Source organism: Cryobacterium sp. W22_MBD10_FK3 (assembly GCF_052113745.1).
Taxonomy (GTDB): Bacteria; Actinomycetota; Actinomycetes; order Actinomycetales; family Microbacteriaceae; genus Cryobacterium.
Window position 1 is genome coordinate 33,466 of sequence record NZ_JBGQOH010000021.1, and the last position, 22,112, is coordinate 55,577.

Consider the following 22,112-nt stretch of genomic DNA (forward strand, 5'->3'; position numbering starts at 1 on the left):
GATCACGAAGATAGTGTGGTCTTGAGTAAGGAGTCAATTTGCATTTTGCCCCTGACACCGAGGCGAGTCTGGCCTTCACGGTCGATCTCGCGAACACCGTCGCCGGCGCGACGAAGAGCGGGCTCGACGAGCTCGGCACGCCCGCCGAGCTGACGGCGCTTTTTGTGACCCACAGCTTCTCCGGCCGCCTGGATCGGACCGAGGCCGAACTGGTCGAGGTGCGTGATACCCGAGACCTGCTGCGCCGCATCTGGACCCTGCCCCGCGACGAGGCGGCGCTCGAGGTGAACACCATGCTGCTCTCGGCGCTGGCCCGGCCCCGGCTGATGCGCCACGACAACCTCGACTGGCACCTGCACGCCACCGACCCGGAAGCGCCGCTCGCCGAGCGCATCCGGGTGGAGGTGGCCCTGGCCCTGGTCGACGTGATCCGCACCGACGAGACCGGCCGGTTGCGCACCTGTGCGGCACCGGACTGCGCCGGCATCCTGATGGATCTCTCCCGCAACGGGTCGAAGCGGTTCTGCAGCGTGCGCTGCGGCAACCGGATGAACACCATCGCCTTCCGTCAGCGGGCCGCCGGCGAGAGCGTCAGTTCGGGCCGCGCAGGAACAGCTGGCGCAGGGCACGGATGAGCAGGATGAAACCGACCAGCCCGATGGCGGCGCCGAGGAAGGAGAACAGCCGCACGCCGGAGACCAGGTCGGGGCCGGTGTCGGAGACCACCAGCACGATGCCCAGGGAGACGGCGGTGATGCCGATCAGGGTGCCAACGGCCTCAGTGACCACGGAGCCGATCCACCATCTGTCGTCAGGCTCGGCGAAGGCGCGGATCCGCAGGTTGAAGGTGCCCTTGGCCAGGGACGAGCTGATCGCCTCCAACCGACGGGGCAGCCGGCGGGCCGTGGCCTGCAGCACCGCGGCCTGCGCCTGAACCGACCCGAGGAACGACCTGGGGGTGATCAGCCGCCGCAGGAAATGCGGCACCCTCTCCAGTGCCGTCTCCACCATGTCGAAGTCCGGGTCGAGGATGTCCAGGCAGCGTTCCAGGGTGATCAGCGAGCGCAGCGCCAGTCCCAGCGAGGTCGGCACGGCCAGGTGGTGATCGCGGATCGTGTCGAGCATGGCGGCGAAGATCGAACCGTCCGCGCTGTGCCGGTTCAGGGTGAGCACGCGGCCCAGGTCGCGTTGCAACGAGAGGATGTCGGCATCCGGCGGCGCCTCGACCAGCAGGAGCAGCGCATCCGTCGTGGCGATGTCGTCGTCGTTCGCCGCCGCGAGCAGCAGCGTCACCAGGCCCTCCCGCATGCTGCGCTCCAGCACACCGACGTTGCCGAAGTCGATCATGCCCAGCCGGCCGTCCGGCTGCAGCATGAGGTTGCCCGGGTGCAGGTCGGCGTGGAAGATGCCCGTCACGACCACCTGTTCGAGCACCGCGTCCAGCAGGGCGGAGGCCAGCGCCGCCCGGTCTTCGGGGTCCATCCGGCCCAGCCGCTCCCCCGACGCGTTCAGCGGGAGACCGTCGATGAGGTCCATGGTGAGCAGCCGGCGGGAGCTGGCCTCGGCGTACACCCGCGGCACCACGAGCACCTCCTTCTCGGCCGATGCCTCCACCACGCTGCCGATCTGCTGGGTGCTGCTGAACTCGATGCGGTAGTCCAGCTCATCTCGCAGCGACCGACCGAACCCCTCGGCCAGCGACACCACGCCGAAGTCCCGTCCCCAGCTGGTCTGGTTCTCGATGCGCTGGGCGAGGCGCACGATGATGTCGATGTCGGCGGCGACCTGGGCCGCGGCGGCCGGCCGTTGCACCTTGAGCACCACCCTGGTGCCGTCCAGCAGTGTGCCGGCGTGCACCTGGGCGACGGATGCCGCCGCGAGCGGCTGCTCGTCGACGTGGGCGAACACTGTGTGCAGAGGGCCGCCGATCTCGGTCTCGATCACGGTGCGGATAGCGGGCCACGGCAGCGTCGTCGCACCGGACTGCAACGAGGCGAGGGCCTGCGTGTAACTGGCCGGCAGGAGGTCCCGCCGGGTGGAGAGCAGCTGGCCCAGCTTGACGAAGGTGACGCCGGCCTCGTTGATCGCCGAGACCAGGGCATCCGGGGTGCGGCGACCCCGTTTCACCTCGCGGGGGGCGCCCGGCCTCTCGCTGAGGATCCAGCCGATGCCGTGTTTGGAGAGCAGGGTGAGAATCTGCAGGTAGCGCTTGGTGCGCCGGCGCCGGTGCAGCGCCGCCCGGAACGCGTCTATCGGGTTGGCCGCGGTGGTGGGCCAGAGCGCCTCGGTGCCCACCAGCACGGCCATGCCGAACGCGAAGACCCAGCCGAACGCGAGCGCCACGAAGAGCAGCACGACCAGCAGGGGCACCGTGGGCGAACCGTCGGCGTCGATCACGCGGGCCTGCGTCGAGACGAAATAGGCGAACGGCCAGCACCCCACGAAGACCAGGAATCCCACCAGGAAGGTGCGCAACCAGCCCACGGTGGTACCGAGCAGCGAGCGGGTGGCGAATCCGATGGCGACGGAAAAAACGAGAGCGATCGCGATGATGACGACCCACGCCCAGAACGATTCCAACAACCCGTGCCCCGCAATCTCTCCCTTTGGCGCTCAGGTTACCGCGCTGTGCCGGGAGAGTCGCGGGCTGGTTAGGATCGGACCCATGCCCCTGAACCCCGCGCTCCCGTTCACGGTCACCACCTGGAGCGAGGTGGAGGCCACCGTGCACCCCGGCATCACCGGCGAGGCCACCTGGCGCACCGTCATGATCGGCGACACCCGCACCCGCATGGTCCAGTACAGCGCCGGATATCTCGCCGACCACTGGTGCTCGCGCGGCCACGTGCTGCTTGTGCTCGAGGGGTCGCTGCGCACCGAGCTCGACGACGGCCGGGTCATCCTGCTCGCCACCGGCGAGAGCTATGCCGTCTCCACCGACATGGAGGCGCACCGCTCGAGCACCGCGACCGGGGCCCGCTTGTTTGTCGTCGATTGAACGTGCAACACTGGACGGGTCCCATCCCGTCCCATCCCCTCAGAGTCAGGTTCAGCCAGTGAAGATCCTCGTCGGTTTCGCGCTCACGCGCTGACATCCGTCGATCGGCCGCGCCCGCGGCTTCCGGAGTCAGTGCCCGCACTGACACAGGGAGTTCCATGGCTACGGCCCACAGTTCAACTATTCTTCTGACGGATGTCGGCCTTGTCTGGCCCGACGGATCCACCGCCCTGACCGGCATCAGCGCCGCCTTCGGCCGCGGCCGCACCGGTCTGGTCGGCGCCAACGGCTCGGGCAAGTCCACCCTGCTGCGGCTCATCACCGGTGAGCTGCGGCCCTCCTCGGGCAGCGTCGTGCGCTCGGGCGAGGTCGGCTACCTGCCACAGACCCTCACGCTGGGCGTCTCCGCCACCGCGGCCGACCTGCTCGGGGTGCGCGCCAAGCTCGACGCGTTGCGAGCCATCGAGGCCGGCGACGTGGCCGAACGGCACTTCGACGTGCTCGGCGACGACTGGGACATCACCACCACGGCCGGTGCGGCGCTGCGGTCGGCCGGGCTCGACGAGGCCGACCTCGAGAGGCCGGTCGGGCAGATGTCCGGCGGCGAAGCGATCCTGGTCGCCATCGCGGGGCTCCGGCTCGGCGCCGCGCCGATCACCGTGCTCGACGAACCCACCAACAATCTCGACGGCGCCGCCCGCCACCGGCTGGCCGACCTGGTGCGGTCGTGGCCTGGCGCCCTCATCGTGGTGAGCCACGACAGCACCCTGCTCGAACTCATGGACGACACCGCCGAATTGCACGCCGGCGCCCTCACCGTGTTCGGCGGGCCGTACAGCGCGTTCCTCGAGCACCTCGACAGGCAGCAGGCCGCCGCGCAACAGGCCCAGCGCTCTGCCGATCAGGCACTGAAGAAAGAGAAGCAGCAGCGCATCGAGGCCGAAACCAAGCTCGCGCACCGCAGCCGGTTCGCGCGCAGCGAGTTCGAGAACAAACGAGTGCCGAAGATCGTGATGGGGCTGCGGAAGTCGGCGGCGCAGGTGTCTGCGGGCAAGCTGCGCAGCGAGTTCGACGGCAAGGTGCAGGATGCGCGCGCGGCGGCCGCCGACGCATCCGCCCTGGTGCGCTCACACGACACGATTCACGTCGACCTGCCCGACCCGCAGGTGCCCAGCGGCAAACGGCTGGCCGAGCTGCACGGCAGCGACCGCGGGTTTCTGCTGCACGGTGCGGCACGGGTGGCGTTGACCGGCCCGAACGGGGTGGGCAAGACCAGCCTGCTCGAGGCGTTGGTGCACCCGGAGACCGCCCGGCCCTGGCACGCCACGGCGATCGCCCACACCCGGCGGATCGGCTACCTCAGCCAGCGCCTGGATGGTCTCGACGACGACGCCAGCGCCCTCGAGAACCTGGCGGCGGCGGCCCCGGCGGTGCCGCCGGGAGAACTGCGCAACCGATTGGCCCGGTTCCTGCTGCGCGGGGACGCCGTGAGCCGGCCCGTGCACAGCCTCTCCGGCGGCGAACGGTTCCGGGTGTCGCTGGCCCGGCTGCTGCTGGCCGATCCGCCCGCGCAGTTGATCGTGCTCGACGAACCGACCAACAATCTCGACCGCGCCAGCGTCGACCAGCTGGTCGGTGCGCTCGCCTCCTACCGGGGCGGCCTGCTGGTGGTCAGCCACGACCACGCTTTCCTCGGCCGGCTCGGCATCACCCACTGGCTCAGCCTGGACGCCGGCGGCCGGCTCACGGAGGGGGACGCGTCAGCGCAGCAGCGGTGAGAACGCGGCCGTGGCGCGGGGGTTGTCTGCCGGGCATTCGCTGCGGAACCGGCGGGTGGCGACCCCGGCCTCGTAGGACGCGAACTCGATGTCGAACCCGCAGCCCAGCTGCACGGCGAGCCGCAGGGCCAGGCCGATGCCCGTGGCCGTGAACGCGGCGGCCAACTCGGGACTGCGCCAGCCGAAGTCGTCGGTGAGCGCGTCGTAGTAGTCGATCTCCCAGCGGATCAGGTCGGTGACCAGGGCCGGGTCAAGATGGCTTGCGGCGTAGGGGATGGGCTGCGGGCACCAGAGCACGGTGCCGGCGTAGTCGGGCAGGAGCTGAACCAGCACGGCCGCCCCCGACGCGGACGCGTCGACGCGGTCATCGATGGACCGGCCGGCACTCTCGTAGCGATGCATGATCGCGCTCTCCCCCGCTCGTGCACCGGCCAGCGATTGTCCGGTCCCCCGGTATCTACAGTACGACGAGGCGGTCAGCGTCCGCTGGTGCTGACCACTGGCGCGTCGGCGCACGAGGAGGTCTGCGCCTCGTGCACCCGGGGGTCGTCCTCGGGCAGGGACGCAGACACGGCAGTGTAGCCGTTGATGGCGCTGAGGCCATCCGCCGCGACGGTGATGCCGGTGGCCATGAGGGAGAAGCTGTCGTCGCGGTTCTGGGTGACTTGCAGTCCGTTCAATTCGAGGCCGCCATCCACCTCGAGGCAGCCCACCCCGGTGCCGTTGTCGTGCGTGTTCTGCATGTCGAAGGTGTACGGCCGGGCATCCACGCCGATGGGTGTGACGAAGCCGCAATCCACCAGGGCGTGCAGAGTGGCCCGGCGGCCGTCGTCGAGCACGCTCACCACGACACCGTTGTGCAGCGCCGCCGTCCAGCCGCTGTGCCCGCCGGGGCCGGCCAGGTCGTCGGCCATGCTGACGGTGGCCCCAGACGCCGTGGTGATGCCGAAGGTGAAGGGTGCGGTGGCCTCGTCGTACCACTCGGTGTCGTTCTCGCCATCGCCGTCCACGTCGGCGATCTCGGCGCTGACCGCGCCGGCCGGCATCGTCTCGGGCGTGGCCGGGCACCCGGCCGGTTCGGTGACGGCGGGTTCGGCGCTGGAATCGGCGGCGGAGTCGGGTACGGCCTCGGCGGAGTCGCCCTCTGACGGCGTCACGGCACTGGTCTGCGCCACGCCGGAGGCTCCGCATCCGGTGAGGACGAGCGCCAGGAATCCGGCGACGACGACGCACCGGCCGGCGACCTTGGTTTTGGAGTGAACGGATGACATCAGCACGATGCTACCGACGTTGCCTGGGGGCCCTCCGTGTTTAGGGCGCGCTTTCGGAGGCGATTGCCAGCGTGGACTGCGGCTGGTGCCTGGACAGCCCCACGACACCCCAGGCCGCGATCGCGCCGGCGACGACGAACGCGATCAGCGCGTAGAGCGGAGCCTCGGACGCCTCACCGAGCACGACAATGCCGATGCCGACGGCCACGAGCGGGTCCACCACCGTGAGACCGGCGATCACGAGATTGGGCGGCCCCGTTGAATAGGCGATCTGAACGAACACGCCGCCCACGATCGCCGCGGTGAGAATGCCCGCCACACAGAGCAGGGTGAGCAGCGACAGGTCACCGGCCACCAGCTGGGTGATGGTGAGCTTGGCCAGGGTGGCGACGAAGGCGTACAGCACCCCGGCACCGAGCACGTAGGCCACCGCCGTGAGGCGGGCGTGCAGGAGCGTGAAGATCAGGCCGCAGGCGATCAGCACCACGCCGAGCAGGATCAGGATGATCACCACCTGGGGCGGCTGGATGGGCCGGTCGGTGGCGTAGACCGCGGCGATCGAGACGAAGACGACGATGCCGCCCACCGACAGGGCCACCGAGCGCAGCACGGTGCCGTCCAGCCTGGTGTGCGCCAGGCGGGAGTCCACCACCGTGGAGAGCACCAGGGCGGCAACCCCGAGCGGCTGCACCACGAGCAGCGGAGCGAGGCCCAGACTGGTGAGCTGCAGCACGATGGCGAAGCCGAGCAGCAGGGTGCCGAGCAGCCAGGATGGCCGCCGCAGCAGCGCCAACAGCTGGCCGAGGCTCATCTTCTGCTGATCGCCCGGGCGCATCTGCGAGGCCTTACCCACGCCGCGGTGCTGCAGTTGTGCGCCGAGCGCCAGGAAGACCGTGCCGGCCAGCGCGACGGCGATGCCGAGGTTCTTGCGGGCAACCGGATCGAGAAAGGGCACGATCGCATCGGTGACTTCGGTGGGTATAAACGGGACGGGCACAACCAGACCCTATTTCAGTGCGGCCCCAGCGACAATTCGAGTGGGGCTGTGCTCACCACCGGGGCAGGTGTTAGCGTGCCCGCATGAAGCAGAAAGAGCTCTTCCTCCAGGCGGATGCCGCGTTGCGCTCCGTCATCGACCGGATCACCCCCGATCAGCTGGGCCTGCCCGCTCCGGCCGAGTGGGCGGTGACGCCGAACCCCACAGTGCGCGACGTTCTGGCCGCGCACGCCCGCGACGAGGCCTGGGTTCCGGACGTGCTGCTCGGCCGCACCATCGAGGACGCCGGCGGCACGTACGACGGCGACCTGCTCGGCGACGACCCGATCGCCGCCTACGACCGCCTGAACGACCTGGCCACCGGTGCCGTGAACGAGAACCTGAACCCCGACAAGGTCGTGCACCTCAGCTACGGCGACTTCACGATTCGCGAGTACCTCGAGCACGTCAGCATCTACCGGGCCTTCCAGGCCTGGTCCATCGCCCGGCTGCTCGGCTGGGATTACGCGTTGCCGGCACCGCTGCTGGATCTTCTCGAGGAGATCGTCGGCCCGCAGATCGATGGGTTCCGAGAGATGGGCGTGTTCCCGCCGGAGGTGGCGGTGCCCGACGACGCCGACCGCGAGACCCGGCTGCTGGGCCGGGTGGGTTACTGGGTGCCCGAGGGCTGAACCTCGGCTGCGAGCCGGGCGCGGCGGGCCTGGTCGGCCAGAGTCACGGCCACGACGAGCACGCAGAGGAAGGCGATCAGCACCACGGCAACGGTCACGCCCACCGTCTCGGCGAGCAGCGGCACGAGCAGCACCAGCGCCGCCGCCGGCAGGATCACGACGGGCCGGATCTGCGACCTGGAGGCCAGCACGGCGTGCACGGCCCACAGCAGTACGAGGAAGGCTCCCACCGGCAGCGCGACGGCGTAGGCGAGGATCATCGCGTCGGCCTCCACGTGATGGCCGGCGTCGGCCACCGCCACTTCGAGCCCCGCACCGAGGGCGGCCAGCGCGACGAACACGCCGTAATGGCCGTAGCCCCACAGGTAGGAGCGGCTGCGGTTGACGGAGAGGCCCTCCCCCGCCGGCTCGAGGAAGTACAGCCACCAGAGCGCGAACGCGGTGACGAACGCCGCCGCGGACACGAGCACCAGGTCGCCGCTGACCCCCCGGGCGTCGAGGGCATCCTGCACGCCATAGGTGGCGGCCAACACGCCCTCGCCGAGCAGGATGATGGTGAACAGCCCATAACGTTCGCTGATGTGGTGCGGATGCCAGAAGGTGCTGCCCGTGCGCTCGGCCCACGGCGGCACGGCGAGTTCGAGCACCACGAGCACCAGGAACGAGGCCACACCCAGTTGCTCGGGCAGGGCCAGCCGGATCAGCCAGCCGATCTGCACGACGCTCACGCCGGCCGCATACCGCCAGGCCGTCGCGCGGCCGTGCGGATGTTCGAAGCCGGCCCGCAGCCATTGGGCCACCAGGCCCACCCGCATGATCAGATAGCCCACCGTGACCGCGCGGTAGTCCTGGTCGCCGAACGCGGCCGGCACCCCGGCGGCGAGCACGAGCACCCCGCCCATCTGCACCATGGTGAGCAGGCGGTACGGCACGTCGTCGGTGTCGTAGGACGACGCGAACCAGGTGAAGTTCATCCAGGCCCACCAGATGGCGAAGAACACCATCAGGAACGGGCCGATCTTCTCGGCGGCGTGACCGCCCTCGATGCCGTGGGCGAGTTGCACCACGAGCTGCGCCACGGCCACCACGAAGGTGAGGTCGAAGAGCAGCTCGAGCGGGCTCGCCACCCGGTGCGCCTCGCCGGTGTCGCGGGCGGTCATCCGCCGGTGCATTCTCAAGCCGTCCGCGTTGCTCATGCGCACAGCCTAGGCAACTGCGGCGGCTAGGACCGCACCAATCTGGCGATCGCGTCGCCGGCTTCCTTGAGCTTCTGCTGGGCCTCGTCGCCGCCCGTGGCGACGGCGTCGACGACGCAGTGGCTGAGGTGGTCGTTGAGCAGTCCGAGCGCCACCGATTGCAGGGCGCTGGTCATGGCGGAGACCTGCGTGAGGATGTCGATGCAGTACTTGTCGTCGGTGACCATGCCCTGAAGGCCCCGAGCCTGGCCCTCGATGCGGCGCAGACGCTTGAGGTAGTCGTCTTTGTTGGAAATGTAGCCGTGCGGGCCGTCGTGGGTGTGGTCTGCAGTCGTCATGGGGTGCTCCTGGCTATCGGCTGACCGTATACCCCCTCACGGTACCACGAATGTGCGCTAGAGTACCCGGAGGGGGTATCCCCTGTCCCACGTCGCTCCCGCAGAGAAGGTTCGCACCATGGCTTCCACCAGCACCAGCACCGACTACCTCGTCACCGGCATGACCTGCGGCCACTGCGTCGCGAGCGTGATCGAAGAGGTGTCCCTGGTGCCAGGGGTCAGCGCCGTGACCGTCGACCTCGTCGCCGGCGCCACCAGCACCGTGCACGTGGCTAGCGAGACGGAGCCGGACCGGAGCGACATCCGCGCCGCCATCGACGAAGCCGGCTACGTGCTCGAGGACGCCGCCGCGTGAGCGAGCCCGTCGACCTCGTGGTCGGCGGCATGACCTGCGCCTCCTGCGCCGCCCGCATCGAGAAGAAGCTCAACCGGCTGCCCGGGGTCGAGGCCACCGTGAACTACGCCACCGACAAGGCCACGGTGCGCCTGCCGGAGGGCACCAGCATCGACGACGCCATCGCCACCATCGTGGCCACCGGCTATACCGCGCGGCTACCCGCCCCGCCGGTCGCCGTGGTCACCGAGGTCGCCGAGGCCGTCGAGCTGGATGCCGACACCCTCGCCCTCCGCCAGCGGCTGCTGGTCTCGACCCTGTTGGCGATTCCGGTCACCCTGCTGTCGATGGTGCCGGCCCTGCAGTTCACCAACTGGCAGTGGCTGGCCCTCACCCTGGCCGCTCCGGTGGCCGTCTGGGGCGCCTGGCCGTTCCACCGCGCCGCCTGGCTGAACGCCCGCCACGGCGCCGCCAGCATGGACACCCTGATCAGTGTCGGCGTGCTCGCCGCGTTCGGCTGGTCGCTCTACGCGTTGTTCCTCGGCGACGCCGGCATGGCGGGCATGACCATGCAGCTCAGCTTCAGCATGACCGGCGGCGGGTCCACCGAGATCTACCTCGAGGTCGCCGCCGCCGTGACGGTGTTCATCCTCGCCGGGCGCTACTTCGAGGCGCGTGCCAAGACCCGCTCCGGCGCGGCGCTCACGGCGCTGGTGAACCTGGGCGCCAAAGACGTCGCGGTGCTCCGCGGCGCCGCGGGGCAGCCGCAGGTGGAGCGGCGCATCCCGATCGCCGAGCTGGCCGTGGGCGACGTCTTCGTGGTGCGCCCCGGCGAGAAGGTGGCCACGGACGGGGTCGTCGTCGATGGCGCCTCGGCCGTCGACACCAGCCTGCTCACCGGCGAGACCGTGCCCGTGGAGGTCGGCGCCGGCGACGCCGTGGTGGGCGCCACCGTCAACGCCGGCGGCCGGCTCACCGTGCGGGCCACCCGGGTGGGCGCCGACACCGAGCTGGCGCGCATCGGCCGCCTGGTGGAGCAGGCCCAGACCGGCAAGGCCCCGGTGCAGCGGCTGGCCGACCGAGTCTCCGCGGTGTTCGTTCCCATCGTCTTCATCATCGCGTTCGGCACGCTCGCCACCTGGCTGGTGCTCGGCGCCGGCGCGGAGCAGGCCTTCACCGCCGCGGTGGCCACCCTCATCATCGCCTGCCCGTGCGCGCTGGGCCTGGCCACCCCCACCGCCCTGCTGGTGGGCACCGGTCGCGGCGCCCAGCTGGGTATCCTCATCCGTGGACCGCAGATCCTGGAGTCCACCCGCCGGGTGGACACCATCGTGCTCGACAAGACCGGCACCGTGACGACCGGGCGCATGACGCTGCTGCGGGTGCACAGCTCGGGTGCTGCCGAGGGTGAGCTGCTCCGGCTGGCCGGCGCGGCCGAGGCCGGCTCCGAGCATCCGATCGGCGTCGCCGTGGCGAACGGGGCCGCCGACAGGGTGGGTGCGCTGCCGGCCGCCACCGGTTTCGCGTCGGCGCAGGGCTTCGGCGTGCAGGCCGTCGTCGACGGCCACCTCGTGCTGGTGGGGCGGCCGGGCTGGCTCGCCGACGAGTGGCAGGTGACCCTGCCCGCTGACCTGCGCGCGGTGCTCGACGAGGTCGAGGGCGCCGGCCAGACCGCCGTGGCCGTGGCCTGGGACGGCGTGGCCAGGGGCATTGTGGCCGTGGCCGACGAGGTCAAGCCGTCCAGCGCGGCGGCCGTGGCCCAGCTGGTGGCCCTGGGGCTCACCCCGGTGCTGCTCACCGGCGACAACCCCACCGCGGCGCGGTCGGTGGCCGACCAGGTGGGCATCGGCGAGGTCTTCGCCGGCGTGCTGCCCGCCGACAAGGTGGAGCGGGTGCGTGCCCTGCAGGCCGCCGGCCATGTGGTGGCGATGGTGGGTGACGGCGTGAACGACGCGGCGGCGCTGGCTGCCGCGGACCTCGGCATCGCGATGGGCACCGGCACCGACGTGGCCATCGAGGCCAGCGACATCACCCTGGTGCGGGCCGACCTGCTCGCCGTCGTCGACGCCATCCGGCTGTCGCGGCGCACCCTCGGCACCATCAAGGCCAACCTGTTCTGGGCGTTCGCCTACAACGTGGCCGCGATTCCGCTCGCCGCGCTCGGCCTGCTCAACCCGTTGATCGCGGGGGCGGCGATGGCGCTGTCGTCGGTGTTCGTGGTGAGCAACAGCCTGCGCCTGCGGCAGTTCGCCTCCAGCGCGGGTTAGCCGCGCCTGCGCGACGTGCGCCATACGGCCCCATGGATGCGCCTTGGGTTCTAGCGGTCGTTGCAACACCCCGTCTTTCTGGGAGTTGCAACGACCGTGTCTTCGTTAGCGAGTGGAAACCCGTCTTCGGGTAGGGAAAGGGTCAAGAGAACGTATACGCAGCAGGATGTTGATGCGTTCTTCTTGGCAGTCGAGCGGTTGGGATCGAAGGCGGCTGCGGCTGCCGAGCTGGGGTTCAATCCGCGCACGGCGGCCCGGTGGGGCCGCGTGAAAGGTGTGGGTGGGCGGTCGCCCCACCCGGGCCGGGACGAATACTCACGGCTGCGATCCGCCGGCGTTCACCGGCTCGAGGCCGCGCGGCGGATCGGCGTGAATGTTCGCACCGCCCAGGACTGGGACCTCGGAATCCGACACGTTAGTAATAAGCGCATCCGCCCTGATGGGCGCGTGATCGACTACACAAGTGGAATGACCACCCTTCTTCCTGCGGTGCCGGCGGCACTGGAGCAACCGATCAGCGACCGCTACCTGTCTTTGGCAGACCGGGAAACGATCCGGAAATGATTGCCGCCGGCTCGTCGCTGCGGGCCATCAGCTCCGCGTTGCGCCGGGCACCGTCGACAATCAGTCGGGAGGTCGCCCGCAACACCGTCCCGGTCCATGGTTATCTGCCGTATGCGGCGCATCGCGCCGCGGCGGCCCGGCGGCCCCGGCCCAAGGACCGCAAGCTGCAAACCACCCCGCGATTGCGCGCTTACGTGACGAGCAAGTTGCGGATTCGCTGGTCACCGGAACAAATCAGTCACACTCTGGTCAAGACTTATCCTGACGATCAGGAGATGCGCGTGACCCACGAGACGATCTACCAGGCCCTGTATCTCCAGGGCCGTGGCGGGCTGCGCCGAGAAGTGGCCGCGACGCTGCGCACCGGCCGGGCCCGCCGAAAACCCCAGAACACTGGCGAAGCCCGCCGGCCTCGCTTCGCCGACGAGATGGTCATGATCTCCGACCGTCCTGCTGAAGTCGACGACCGGGCGGTGCCAGGCCACTGGGAAGGCGACCTGATCACCGGCACGCTCAACCAGAGCGCGATCGGGACCCTGGTCGAACGCACCACCCGCTACGTGATGCTGCTGCACCTGCCCCACGACCACACCGCCGAGTCCGTCCGAGACGCACTGGTGACCACGATGGGCGCCCTACCCGAACACCTGCGCGGGTCACTGACCTGGGACCAAGGCGCCGAAATGGCCGCCCACAAATCGTTCAAGATCGCCACCGACATCGACGTCTATTTCTGCGACCCGGCCAGCCCCTGGCAGCGCGGAACGAACGAGAACACCAACGGGCTCTTACGCCAGTACTTCCCCAAAGGCACCGACCTCACCGCCTACGGCCCCGAAGACCTCGAACACGTCGCCCAAGAACTCAACGCCCGCCCACGCAAAACGCTCGACTGGGATACCCCAGCCGAGCGCTTACGTGATCTACTTCAAAGCACCTAAACCATCAGGTGTTGCAACGACCGCTAGAAACCGCCCGCTCCATGGGGCCTTTTGGCGCATCTCGCGAACCCGACTGGCGGCGAATCGCGGCATAGTGCCCCTTGGCGGGCACCGAAGAGGTACTTTTGCGGCAATTCGGTGCGGGGTGGCTCGCGTGCGGGGGTGCGGCGCCCCTAGCGGCGGGGACGCATGCTCAGTTGCACGGCCACCGCGGCAACCAGCATCAGCACCACGGCGATGATCGAGGTGACCCCCACCCCGCTGTCGAAGGCCGCCCTGGCGGACTCGGTGAGCGCGGCCGCCTGGGCCGCGGGCAGCTCGCCGGCCACGCCGAGCGCGCCGCCGAGGGTCTCGCCGGCCTGGGCGGAAGCGCCAGGGCCGAGGCCGAGCGGCAGCACCACACTGGCCCGATAGGAGGCCGCGAGGATGGCGCCGAGCACGGCGGTGCCCAGCACCGCACCGAGCTCGTAGGCGGTCTCGGACACCCCCGCCGCGGCGCCGGCCTTGTCCGGCGGTACCGAGCTGAGAATGGTGTCGTTGGAGATGGTCTCCGCCGCACCGACGCCCACCGAGAGGATGCCGAAGGCCAACATCACGACACCCGCGGTGAGGTTCTCCCGCAACAGCACGATCAGGCCGAAGCCCGCGCTCGAGAGCAGGATGCCGCTGACGATCACCAGGCGCGGCGGCACCCGCCGCACCACATAGGCCGCGGCGAGCCCGGCCAGCACCGACAGCACGGCGCCGGGCAAGAGCAGCAGGCCGGCCGCCAGCGGGTCGAGGCCGAGCACCAGCTGCAGGTGCTGCGAGACGAAGAACAGGAAGCCGACCAGGCTGAACACGGCGAGGAAGTTGGCCAGCACCGACCCGGCGAAGGGGGCGTTGCGGAACAGGGCCAGGTCGAGCAGCGGGTTGTCGATCCGCAGCTGGCGGCGCAGGAAGAGCGCCCCAGCCACCAGCCCCAGCACCAGTGCGCCGACACCGAGCACACCGACGCCGTCGTGGGTGAGGGTCTTGATCGCGAACACCAGCGGGGCGAGGGTGAGCAGTGACAGCGCCACGCTGAGCACGTCGATGCGCAGCGGCGCCGGGTCCTTCGACTCGGGAATGAGCACACGCGCGAGGGCCACGAGCGGCAGCAGGAACGGCACCGCGATGAGGAACACCGCGCCCCAGTGGAAGTGCTGGAGCACGACGCCGCCCACGATGGGGCCCAGGCTCGAGCCGGCCGCGAAGGCGCCTGCCCACACCGCGATGGCCAGGGTGCGCTGGCGGGCATCCAGGAACAGGCTGCGCAGCAACGACAGGGTGGACGGCATGATCATGGCGCCGAAGAAGCCCATCACGGCGCGGGCCGCGATGAGCAGCTCGGCTGTGGGCGCGAACGCGGCGGCGGCCGAGACCACGCCGAAACCGGTGGCGCCGATCAGCAGCAGGCGGCGGCGGCCCACCCGGTCGCCGAGGGTGCCCATGGCCACCAGCAGGCCGGCCAGCACCAGCGGGTAGATGTCCACGATCCAGAGCAGGGTGGTGCTGCTCGGCCGCAGGTCGAGGCTGATCGCCGGCAGCGCGAAGCTGAGCACGGTGTTGTCTACCGAGATCAGCAGCACGGGCAGCATCAGCAGCACCAGGCCCAGCCATTCTCGGCGGCCGGCGCGGGGCGCGCTGGTGGTGGTGGCCGCGGAGTGGGTGCGGATGCTGTCTGTGGTGCTCATGTCTACCTGGCTGGGATTGGGGTTCTGCGAGAACGGCAAGTTTTACTGCACCATCGGGTACAGCAGAAATAGACTATACCACCAAGTACAGTAAAGTGGCGGTCATGGCCCAACACCGCGACAGCGCCCGCGAGAGCATCCTCACCGCGTTCCAGGAACTGCTCATCGACACCAGCGGAACCGGCGTCTCACTGGACGCCGTCGCCCGGGCGGCCGGCGTCACCAAGGGCGGGCTGCTCTACCATTTCGGCTCGCGCGACGGCCTGGAGACGGCGCTCATCGACCGGCTCGAAACCCTGGCCGACGCCGAATACGAGCGGATGCGCGCCGCGCCGCACGGTGCCGCCGCGTACTACGTGAGCCTGGCGGAATACGTGAACAGCCCGCTGGACCGGGCCACCCTGTCCGGCGGCTCACTGGCCCGGCGCAACCCGCGGGCCCGCGCCGTGATCATCGAGATGCGCCGACGGTACTTCGGCATCCTGAACGACGATCTGCACGACCCCGATCTCGCCCGTGCGACGATGCTGCTGGCCGACGGCCTCTACTACGACGCCACCACGATCGGCGAGCCCTTCGAGCACGAGCTCGACGTGCCGGCGTTCCTGGCCCGGGTGAGCCCGCGGCCCCCGAAGGGCTAGGCGGCCTGGGCGACCTCGGCGACCTCAGTCTGAGCGGCCACCGCACGGTAGAGCGACGCCAGCAGGAGCGGCAGCTGGGTGGCGGGCGCATCCGGAGCCTCGGGGTGCCACTGCACGCCGGTGATCGGCAGCGCCTGGTGCTCCACGGCCTCGACCAGGCCGTCGGGGGCGGTGGCCACCGGGGTGAGGCCGGCGCCGAGCCGGCCGACGCTCTGGTGATGCGCGCTCTGCACCGAGACCCGGGTGTCGCCGAGCGCGGCAGCGAGCGTGCTCGTGGAGCGCAGGACCACGGCGTGGGTGGAGAGGATGTCGTCGATGGGCACGCCGATGTTGCGGTGGATGCCGTCGTCGATGTGCTGCACGAGGTCACCGCCGAGGGCGACGTTGATGATCTGCAGGCCGCGGCAGATGCCGAGCACCGGGGTGCCGCGGTCGGCGGCGCGCTGCACGAGGGCGATCTGGCCCTCGTCGGCGTCGGCGAAGTGCACGGTCTCGCCCTCATAGCCGGCCTCGGCGCCGTAGAAGCGGGGGTCGATGTCTTCGCCGCCGACGATCACGACGGCGTCGGCCGAGTCGGTGAGGTCAAGCAGCGCCGCGGGGTCGAGGTCGGCAGCGGCCAGGCGCACGACGGTCCAGCCGCCGTCGGTGCCGGCATCCACGACGGTGGCATTGAGGGTCTGCACCTTGGCGTGATACGCGGGGCGGTCAGGCCGCTTGCGGGTGACCTCGATCACGGCGAGGGTGGGGCGCACCGGCAGGGGGGTCATGGTGGCGAGCGTGGGTGTGGTCATGACTCGCCTCTCGTGACGGGATCGGTGGCTGGGCTGCGGATGCTGCGGGTTCCAGTGTGCCCGAGGCCGCCGGTCGGCTCCCGGGCGGCGGTAACAGAGCGCAACAGAGCGAGGGGTTCTATGCTCGATGGAAATCTGCCGCACCAGACAGCTTTCGAGGAAATGGACCCCATGCAGCCAGGCCGCCCGCACATCCGACCGACGATCTGCGGGCTTGCCGCCCGCGCGGCAGCGCTGGTCGCGATGGTCGCCCTGGTGCTGATCGGGACCGGGCTGGGCACGGCCCTGCCGGCCAGGGCGGATGACCCGGTGACCTTCGAAGAAAGCCACATCGTCGACACCGTGGGAGCCCTCGGCGACAGGGAACCCGAGGTCGTCGCCGCGCTCGACGCGCTGTTCGCCGGCACCCAGATCGACCTGTTCGCGGCCTACGTGTCGAGCTTCGACGGGGTGGACGACGTGTCGACTTGGGCCGACCAGACCGCGATCAACAACGGCTTCGGTGACAACGACGTGCTGTTGGCGGTGGCCACGGATGACCGGCAGTATCAGTTGTCGGTCGCCACCGACTTCGTGCTCGACGAGGCCCAGCTCGCCGCGGTGCAGAGCACCGCCATCGAACCGTCGCTGCGGGAGAACGACTGGGCCGGGGCCGCGATCAACGGGGCCACCGCTATGCAACAGAGCGTGGCCGGCGAGCCGTTGTCGGATCCGGTCATCACGCCGGGAGACGCCAGCCCGAGCTCCGGTGGCGGATTCCCGCTTTGGATCGCGGTGCTGCTGGTGCTCGCCGTGGTCGTGGGGGTGATCGTCGTGGTGGTGCTGGTGGTGCGCCGGCGGGGCACGGCGCCCCTGGCCGGCCCGGGTCAAGCCGGGCCAGGTCAACCCGGCGCCGAGGTGCCGACGGCCGAGCTGAAACGGGAGGCGTCGAGCGCCCTGATCGAGACCGACGACGCCATCAAGACCAGCGGCCAGGAGGTGGGCTTCGCACTCGCCCAATATGGCGCTGCGGCCGCCGAACCGTTCCAGGCGGCCGTGAGCAGCGCGGCGGGCAAGCTGAGCCAGGCGTTCGCGCTGCAGCAGCGCCTGGACGATGCCGAACCCGATACCGAGGAGCAGGTGCGGGCCTGGTACCGGCAGATCATCGCGCTGTGTGGCGAGGCCAACCACGCGCTCGACGAGCAGGCCGCGAGCTTCGACGAGTTGCGCCAGCTGGAGGCCAACGCGCCGGCCGCCGCCGCCGAACTGGACACCGAGCTGGCCGCGATCGACGCCCGCCTCGACCAGGCCGAGGCCCGGGTGGCCGAGCTGAGCGGGCGGTTCACCGCCGCCGCGATCGACACCGTGGCCGACAACCCCGACCAGGCCGCCGAGCGGCTCACCTTCGCCACCAATGCGCTGGCCGAAGCGCGCAGCAAGCTCGCTGCCGGCGAACCGAGCGCCGCGGCCATGGGCATCCGGGCGGCGGAGGAGGCCATCGACCAGGCGAAGCTGCTGGTGGACGCCGTCGACAGACTGGCCGCCGACCTGCAGCGGGCGGAGGCCGGCATCCCCGCGATGCTCGCCGACCTCGACACCGACCTGGTCACCGCCCGCGCGCTCCCCGCGGCGGGCGAGGCATCGGCCGCGGTGCCCGGGGTGATCGGTCGCACCGAACAGACGCTGGCCGAGGTGCGCGCACGCCTGGCGGCGCCACCGGTCAACCCTCTCGAACTGCTGCAGACCCTCGAAGCCACGAACGCCACCATGGATGCCGCGCTGCAGGGGGTGCGGAACGCGCAGGTGCAGGCGCAGCGTCTGCAGGCGGCCCTGGCGCAGAGCCTGCAGGCCGCGCGCAGCCAGGTGTCGGCGGCGGAGGACTTCATCACCGCCCGGCGCGGGGCGGTCGGCGCCGAGGCGCGCACCCGGCTGGCCGAGGCGGGCCGGCTCACCGCGCAGGCCGAGTCACTCGTGGCGGCCGACCCGGCCGCCGCCTTGGCCGTGTCGCAGCGGGCCGGTTCGCTGGCCGCCGAGGCGACGGCGATGGCCCGGCGCGATGTGGACAGCTTCTCGAACGACGACGACTTCGGCGACTTCTTCGGCGGTGGTGGTGGCAGCCGCCGGGGCGGCAGCAACGGGTCGATGGGCGCGGTGCTCGGCGGCATCCTGATCGGCCAGGTTCTCGGCGGGGGCGGTGGCGGCCTGTTCGGCGGCGGGGGCGGTGGCGGCGGCTTCGGCGGGATGGGCGGCGGCGGCGGCCGGCGCAGCAGCGGTGGCGGGTTCGGCGGCGGTGGCTTCCGGCCCGGCAGCTTCGGCGGCAGCGGCACCCGCGGCCGACGCGGCGGCGGCGGCCGGTTCTAGGTCGCCTCGGCGCCCCGCCCGCGACATCTCGCAAGACCCACTTCCCGCGAGAGGACAATTGGGTCCAGTGGGGCGCGCCTCAACTGGCCCGAAGTGACTTCTCGCGAGCCCCGCCTCCCGCGAGAGGACAGTTGAGGCCAGTGGGGCGCGCCTCAACTGGCCCGAAGTGGCATCTCGCGAGCCCGCCTTCCGCGAGAGCTCGACTAGCGATCGAGCGCGAACAGGGGCGGGGCGGGGATGTCGACGGTGAGGTCGGCGAGGATGCGGCCGACGGTGGGGGTGAACTTGAAGCCGTGGCCGGAGAAGCCGGCGCCCACGATCACGGGGCCGCGCCGGTCGAGCACGAAGTTGGTGTCTGGCGTGGTCGTGTAGGTGCAGCTGATCGCGGCGAAGCTGTCGGGGTCGGCGCCGGGCAGCCACTCGCGGGCGTACCGGCGCAGGGCCAGCAACTGGTCGGGCTCGGCGGTGAAGTCGCGGTGGTCGGGGTCGACGACAGGGCCCACCCCGTGCCAGCCGGCCTTGATGCCCTCGCCGGGAGTGTGCATGCCGTAGACCGGGGAGCGCCAGTACTCGTAGCCGGGGGCACCCGGCCGGTAGCCGTGGTTGAAGCCCGGCCAGGTGAAGCTGGTGTCGAGCACGGCGAAGTGCGCCGGCTGCTCCTGGGTGACCACCAGGCGCGGCAACGGCAGCAGGCCGCCGAGCAGGCCGTTGGTCCAGGCGCCGAGGGTGACGATCACGCGTTTCGCCCTGAACTCCTCTGTGTCGGTGGCCACCAGCACGCTGTCGTCGCCCAGCACCGTGAGGGCGGTGGCCGGCATGCCGTGCTCGATGCGCGCACCGTGGGCGGCCGCGGCCTGCTGCAGCGCGGTCACCGACGCGTTCGCGTTCAGTCGGCCGGCCTCGGGTGTGTAGAGCACCTCGGTATCAAAACGGATGCCCGGCCAGCGTTCCTGCGCGGCGTCGACGGTGAGCATCTCGGGGTCGAAACCCACCCCGGCCAGGGCCGCATAAACCGCCGCGAACGGCTGACCCTGGCCGTGGTTGACCAGGCCCACCTGCTCGAGCAACCGGGTGTCGGTGTCGTCCTCGAGTTCCCGCCAGAGCCGCAGCGCCTCCACCAGCATGGCCACGTAGGTGGGGTCGGAGTAGCTGAGGTTGAAGTTGCGGGAGGCCCCGTGCGAGGCGCCGTTGGTGTGGCCCGGCGCGAACCGCTCGAGCAGGGTCACCTCCCGGCCCCGGCGGGCGAGCTCCCACGCGGCGGCGGAGCCCATGGCGCCGCCGCCGATCACCAGGGTGTCGACGCGGGTGGTCATCCGAGCACCTCACGCACCGTGAAGTCGAGCGCGGCCACGGTGAGGGCGATCGACGCGACATCGATGCGTTCGTCGTTGCCGTGGAACAGCATGCGGAAGGTGCCGTAGTCCCAGCGCGGGCTGAGCAGGCCGAACCCGTAGGCGGGAACGCCGCGGCGCCGGTAGAACCTGGCGTCCGACCCGCCGACGCTGAGCACCGGCAGCAGGTCGGCGTTCGGGTAGGCACGGGCCACGGCCGAGCTGAGCGCGGCGAACAGCGGGGTGTCCACGGGCGAGCGGGTGGCGGCCTCGAACCTGTCACCCACGATGTCGATGTCCACCATCAGCTCGCCGAGCGCGTGCCGCAGGTAACCGTCCACGTGACCGGCGTCGGTGCCGGGCAGCACCCGGATGTCCAGGTCCACCGTGGCCAGAGACGGGATGACGTTCTCCTTGTTGCCGGCGCGCACGATGTTGGGCGAGATGGTGGTGTGCGTGGAGGCGTGCGCGAAGCCGGCCAGGGTGCCCAGCTCGTGCACGGCACCGTCGATGCGGGCCGGGTCGGTGAGCCGCTCGGCCAGCTCCGCGGGCAGCCCCAACACCTCCACGTAGTGCCGCCAGTCGGCGGTGATCTGCACCGGAGGGTCGAACCGGGCCAGCCGGCTCACCGCCTCGGCGGCGATCACGGCGGCGTTCCGGGTGCCCCAGGGCGCCGAGCCGTGGCCGGGGGTGCCGTGCACGACCAGGCGGCGGCCGGCGATGCCCTTCTCCCCCACCGTGGTGGTGATCGACGGCCGCACCCCCACCGGGGCGCCGCCGGATTCGGTGAGCACGAAGTCGGCGTCGATCAGGTCGAGCCTGTGCTCGGTGAGCCAGCCCACCCCGTACAGGCTGCCGCTCTCCTCGTCGGCGACGGCCGCGAAGATCAGGTCGCCGCGCGGCCGGAACGGGCCCATCGCGAGGTCGCGGATCACGACGGCGTAGCTCGCCGTGAGGTAGAGCATGTCGAGGGCGCCGCGGCCCCAGATCTCCCCGTCGATGAGCTCGGCGGCGAACGGGTCGCGGCTCCAGCCATCCGGGTCAACCGGAACCACGTCGGTGTGCCCGACGAGGGCCAGCGACGGCGCGGTGGGGTCGGTGCCCCGGATGCGGGCGATCAGCGACGCCCGGCCCGGGTGCGGTTCCACCACCTCGAGTTCGAGGCCGGAGCCGGCGAAGAAGCCCTCCAGCGTGCGCACGCTGCGGATCTCACCGGCGGAGTCGGCGGTGCCGTCGTTCACGCAGGCGTTGCGGATGAGATCGCGCAGCAGGTCGATGGTCTGGCGGGTGAGCACATCCGGGTCGGTCATCAGCGCACCATGCCGTTCAGGCTCAGGGCGAAGTCCTCCAGAATGGCCCGGCCGGCCGGCCAGGCGCCGAGCTTGCTGACCGCGTTGACGTGGCCGAGACTGCCCACCTCCACGAACCCGGCGCCCCACGCGGCCGCCAGGTTGCGCGCGGTGCCGAGCGCGCAATACGGGTCATTCGAGCTGGCGAGCACCAGGGCCGGGGTGCCGAGTACCGCCGGTTCGGCGGCGCGGAAGGTTGGAGCCGCCTGCGGGAATTCGGGTCCGAACCGGTCGGGCGGGGCCACCAGCAGGGCGCCGCGCACCCGGCCGGGGTTGTCAGACAACCAGGCCGCGGCGGCGATGCAGCCGAGGCTGTGCGCCACAAGGATCGTGTCCGGGCTGGTGACGGCCGCATCCACGGCGGCGATCCAGTCGGTCAGATCGGGTTCCTCCCACGACGACGGGCGGATGCGCACGGCATCCGTCTGCGTCGCCTGCCAGCGGGACTGCCAGTGCTTGTCCAGGGAGTCGTTGATGCCGGGCACGATGGTCAGGCTGAGCGGTGTCGGCATGACAGCCACACTATCCGGCAGAGCGAAGCTCCCGCTGAATCAGGTGAATGTGGAGGTGAACGCGGTAGTTTCTAAGCG

The 22,112-nt window shown here is 70.7% G+C and carries 19 protein-coding genes and 1 pseudogene; 9 read left to right on the forward strand and 11 right to left on the reverse strand.

Going from position 1 to position 22,112, the window contains the following annotated elements; translation table 11 throughout:
- Window positions 1-38 precede the first annotated feature (38 nt).
- Window positions 39-635, forward strand: coding sequence for a CGNR zinc finger domain-containing protein (locus ACEN2M_RS15740; RefSeq protein WP_441649090.1), 597 nt, complete (start codon window positions 39-41; stop codon window positions 633-635).
- Here ACEN2M_RS15740 and ACEN2M_RS15745 read toward each other — a convergent pair.
- Window positions 592-2,583, reverse strand: coding sequence for an ABC1 kinase family protein (locus tag ACEN2M_RS15745; protein WP_441649091.1), 1,992 nt, complete (start codon window positions 2,581-2,583; stop codon window positions 592-594). The genes ACEN2M_RS15740 and ACEN2M_RS15745 overlap by 44 nt on opposite strands.
- Before the next feature lie 82 nt (window positions 2,584-2,665).
- Here ACEN2M_RS15745 and ACEN2M_RS15750 point away from each other — a divergent pair, with 82 nt between their 5' ends.
- Together ACEN2M_RS15750 and ACEN2M_RS15755 are read left to right on the forward strand one after the other, a co-directional pair.
- A complete protein-coding gene (locus tag ACEN2M_RS15750; protein WP_441649092.1) occupies window positions 2,666-2,998 on the forward strand; it encodes a DHCW motif cupin fold protein in 333 nt (110 codons plus the stop codon).
- Window positions 2,999-3,156: 158 nt separating this feature from the next.
- Window positions 3,157-4,776, forward strand: a complete 1,620-nt coding sequence (locus ACEN2M_RS15755; protein WP_441649093.1) for an ABC-F family ATP-binding cassette domain-containing protein — start codon at window positions 3,157-3,159, stop codon at window positions 4,774-4,776.
- Here ACEN2M_RS15755 and ACEN2M_RS15760 read toward each other — a convergent pair.
- The 3 genes from ACEN2M_RS15760 to ACEN2M_RS15770 form a co-directional block, all read right to left on the reverse strand.
- Window positions 4,759-5,178 (reverse strand): hypothetical protein, encoded by a 420-nt coding sequence (locus ACEN2M_RS15760; protein WP_441649094.1) that lies wholly within the window; start codon window positions 5,176-5,178, stop codon window positions 4,759-4,761. The two genes, ACEN2M_RS15755 and ACEN2M_RS15760, sit on opposite strands and share 18 nt — an antisense overlap.
- Before the next feature lie 74 nt (window positions 5,179-5,252).
- Window positions 5,253-6,047, reverse strand: a complete 795-nt coding sequence (locus tag ACEN2M_RS15765) for a hypothetical protein (RefSeq protein WP_441649095.1) — start codon at window positions 6,045-6,047, stop codon at window positions 5,253-5,255.
- A 40-nt stretch (window positions 6,048-6,087) separates the two neighbouring features.
- Window positions 6,088-7,044 carry a DMT family transporter gene (locus ACEN2M_RS15770; protein ID WP_441649096.1) on the reverse strand — a complete coding sequence of 319 codons (957 nt, stop codon included), beginning with the start codon at window positions 7,042-7,044 and terminating at the stop codon, window positions 6,088-6,090.
- A gap of 83 nt (window positions 7,045-7,127) precedes the next feature.
- Here ACEN2M_RS15770 and ACEN2M_RS15775 point away from each other — a divergent pair, with 83 nt between their 5' ends.
- Complete coding sequence (locus ACEN2M_RS15775) at window positions 7,128-7,715, forward strand: hypothetical protein (RefSeq protein WP_441649097.1); 588 nt, start codon at window positions 7,128-7,130, stop codon at window positions 7,713-7,715.
- Here the strand turns inward: ACEN2M_RS15775 and ACEN2M_RS15780 are convergent.
- Complete coding sequence (locus ACEN2M_RS15780; protein ID WP_441649098.1) at window positions 7,694-8,911, reverse strand: low temperature requirement protein A; 1,218 nt, start codon at window positions 8,909-8,911, stop codon at window positions 7,694-7,696. The genes ACEN2M_RS15775 and ACEN2M_RS15780 overlap by 22 nt on opposite strands.
- A 26-nt stretch (window positions 8,912-8,937) precedes the next feature.
- Window positions 8,938-9,249 (reverse strand): metal-sensitive transcriptional regulator, encoded by a 312-nt coding sequence (locus ACEN2M_RS15785; RefSeq protein WP_441649099.1) that lies wholly within the window; start codon window positions 9,247-9,249, stop codon window positions 8,938-8,940.
- Between the two features lie 118 nt (window positions 9,250-9,367).
- Between ACEN2M_RS15785 and ACEN2M_RS15790 the strand changes: the two genes are divergently transcribed.
- The 3 genes and pseudogenes from ACEN2M_RS15790 to ACEN2M_RS15800 all read left to right on the forward strand — a co-directional run bounded on the left by ACEN2M_RS15790 (window position 9,368) and on the right by ACEN2M_RS15800 (window position 13,355).
- Window positions 9,368-9,604 (forward strand): heavy-metal-associated domain-containing protein, encoded by a 237-nt coding sequence (locus ACEN2M_RS15790; protein WP_441649100.1) that lies wholly within the window; start codon window positions 9,368-9,370, stop codon window positions 9,602-9,604.
- A 29-nt stretch (window positions 9,605-9,633) separates the two neighbouring features.
- A complete protein-coding gene (locus tag ACEN2M_RS15795) occupies window positions 9,634-11,850 on the forward strand; it encodes a heavy metal translocating P-type ATPase (protein WP_441649116.1) in 2,217 nt (738 codons plus the stop codon).
- A 321-nt stretch (window positions 11,851-12,171) separates the two neighbouring features.
- Window positions 12,172-13,355, forward strand: a pseudogene (locus ACEN2M_RS15800) (IS30 family transposase).
- 173 nt (window positions 13,356-13,528) lie between these two features.
- Here the strand turns inward: ACEN2M_RS15800 and ACEN2M_RS15805 are convergent.
- Window positions 13,529-15,070 (reverse strand): MFS transporter, encoded by a 1,542-nt coding sequence (locus ACEN2M_RS15805; protein ID WP_441649101.1) that lies wholly within the window; start codon window positions 15,068-15,070, stop codon window positions 13,529-13,531.
- Between the two features lie 104 nt (window positions 15,071-15,174).
- Here ACEN2M_RS15805 and ACEN2M_RS15810 point away from each other — a divergent pair, with 104 nt between their 5' ends.
- Window positions 15,175-15,711 (forward strand): TetR/AcrR family transcriptional regulator, encoded by a 537-nt coding sequence (locus ACEN2M_RS15810; RefSeq protein WP_441649102.1) that lies wholly within the window; start codon window positions 15,175-15,177, stop codon window positions 15,709-15,711.
- Here ACEN2M_RS15810 and ACEN2M_RS15815 read toward each other — a convergent pair.
- Complete coding sequence (locus tag ACEN2M_RS15815; RefSeq protein ID WP_441649103.1) at window positions 15,708-16,502, reverse strand: gamma-glutamyl-gamma-aminobutyrate hydrolase family protein; 795 nt, start codon at window positions 16,500-16,502, stop codon at window positions 15,708-15,710. The two genes, ACEN2M_RS15810 and ACEN2M_RS15815, sit on opposite strands and share 4 nt — an antisense overlap.
- Window positions 16,503-16,622: 120 nt before the next feature.
- On the opposite strand from ACEN2M_RS15815, the gene ACEN2M_RS15820 reads away from it, so the two are divergent.
- Window positions 16,623-18,842 carry a TPM domain-containing protein gene (locus tag ACEN2M_RS15820; protein WP_441649104.1) on the forward strand — a complete coding sequence of 740 codons (2,220 nt, stop codon included), beginning with the start codon at window positions 16,623-16,625 and terminating at the stop codon, window positions 18,840-18,842.
- Between the two features lie 203 nt (window positions 18,843-19,045).
- On the opposite strand, the gene ACEN2M_RS15825 is transcribed toward ACEN2M_RS15820, so the two are convergent.
- Genes ACEN2M_RS15825 through ACEN2M_RS15835 form a run of 3 tightly spaced genes read right to left on the reverse strand, consistent with a single transcriptional unit; the run spans window position 19,046 to window position 22,034 of the window.
- Window positions 19,046-20,155 carry an FAD-dependent oxidoreductase gene (locus tag ACEN2M_RS15825; protein ID WP_441649105.1) on the reverse strand — a complete coding sequence of 370 codons (1,110 nt, stop codon included), beginning with the start codon at window positions 20,153-20,155 and terminating at the stop codon, window positions 19,046-19,048.
- Window positions 20,152-21,483: a M20/M25/M40 family metallo-hydrolase gene (locus ACEN2M_RS15830; RefSeq protein WP_441649106.1), complete on the reverse strand. Its 1,332-nt coding sequence runs from the start codon at window positions 21,481-21,483 to the stop codon at window positions 20,152-20,154. The genes ACEN2M_RS15825 and ACEN2M_RS15830 overlap by 4 nt, the downstream gene beginning before the upstream one ends.
- Complete coding sequence (locus tag ACEN2M_RS15835) at window positions 21,483-22,034, reverse strand: RBBP9/YdeN family alpha/beta hydrolase (RefSeq protein ID WP_441649107.1); 552 nt, start codon at window positions 22,032-22,034, stop codon at window positions 21,483-21,485. The genes ACEN2M_RS15830 and ACEN2M_RS15835 overlap by 1 nt, the downstream gene beginning before the upstream one ends.
- Window positions 22,035-22,112: the final 78 nt, after the last annotated feature.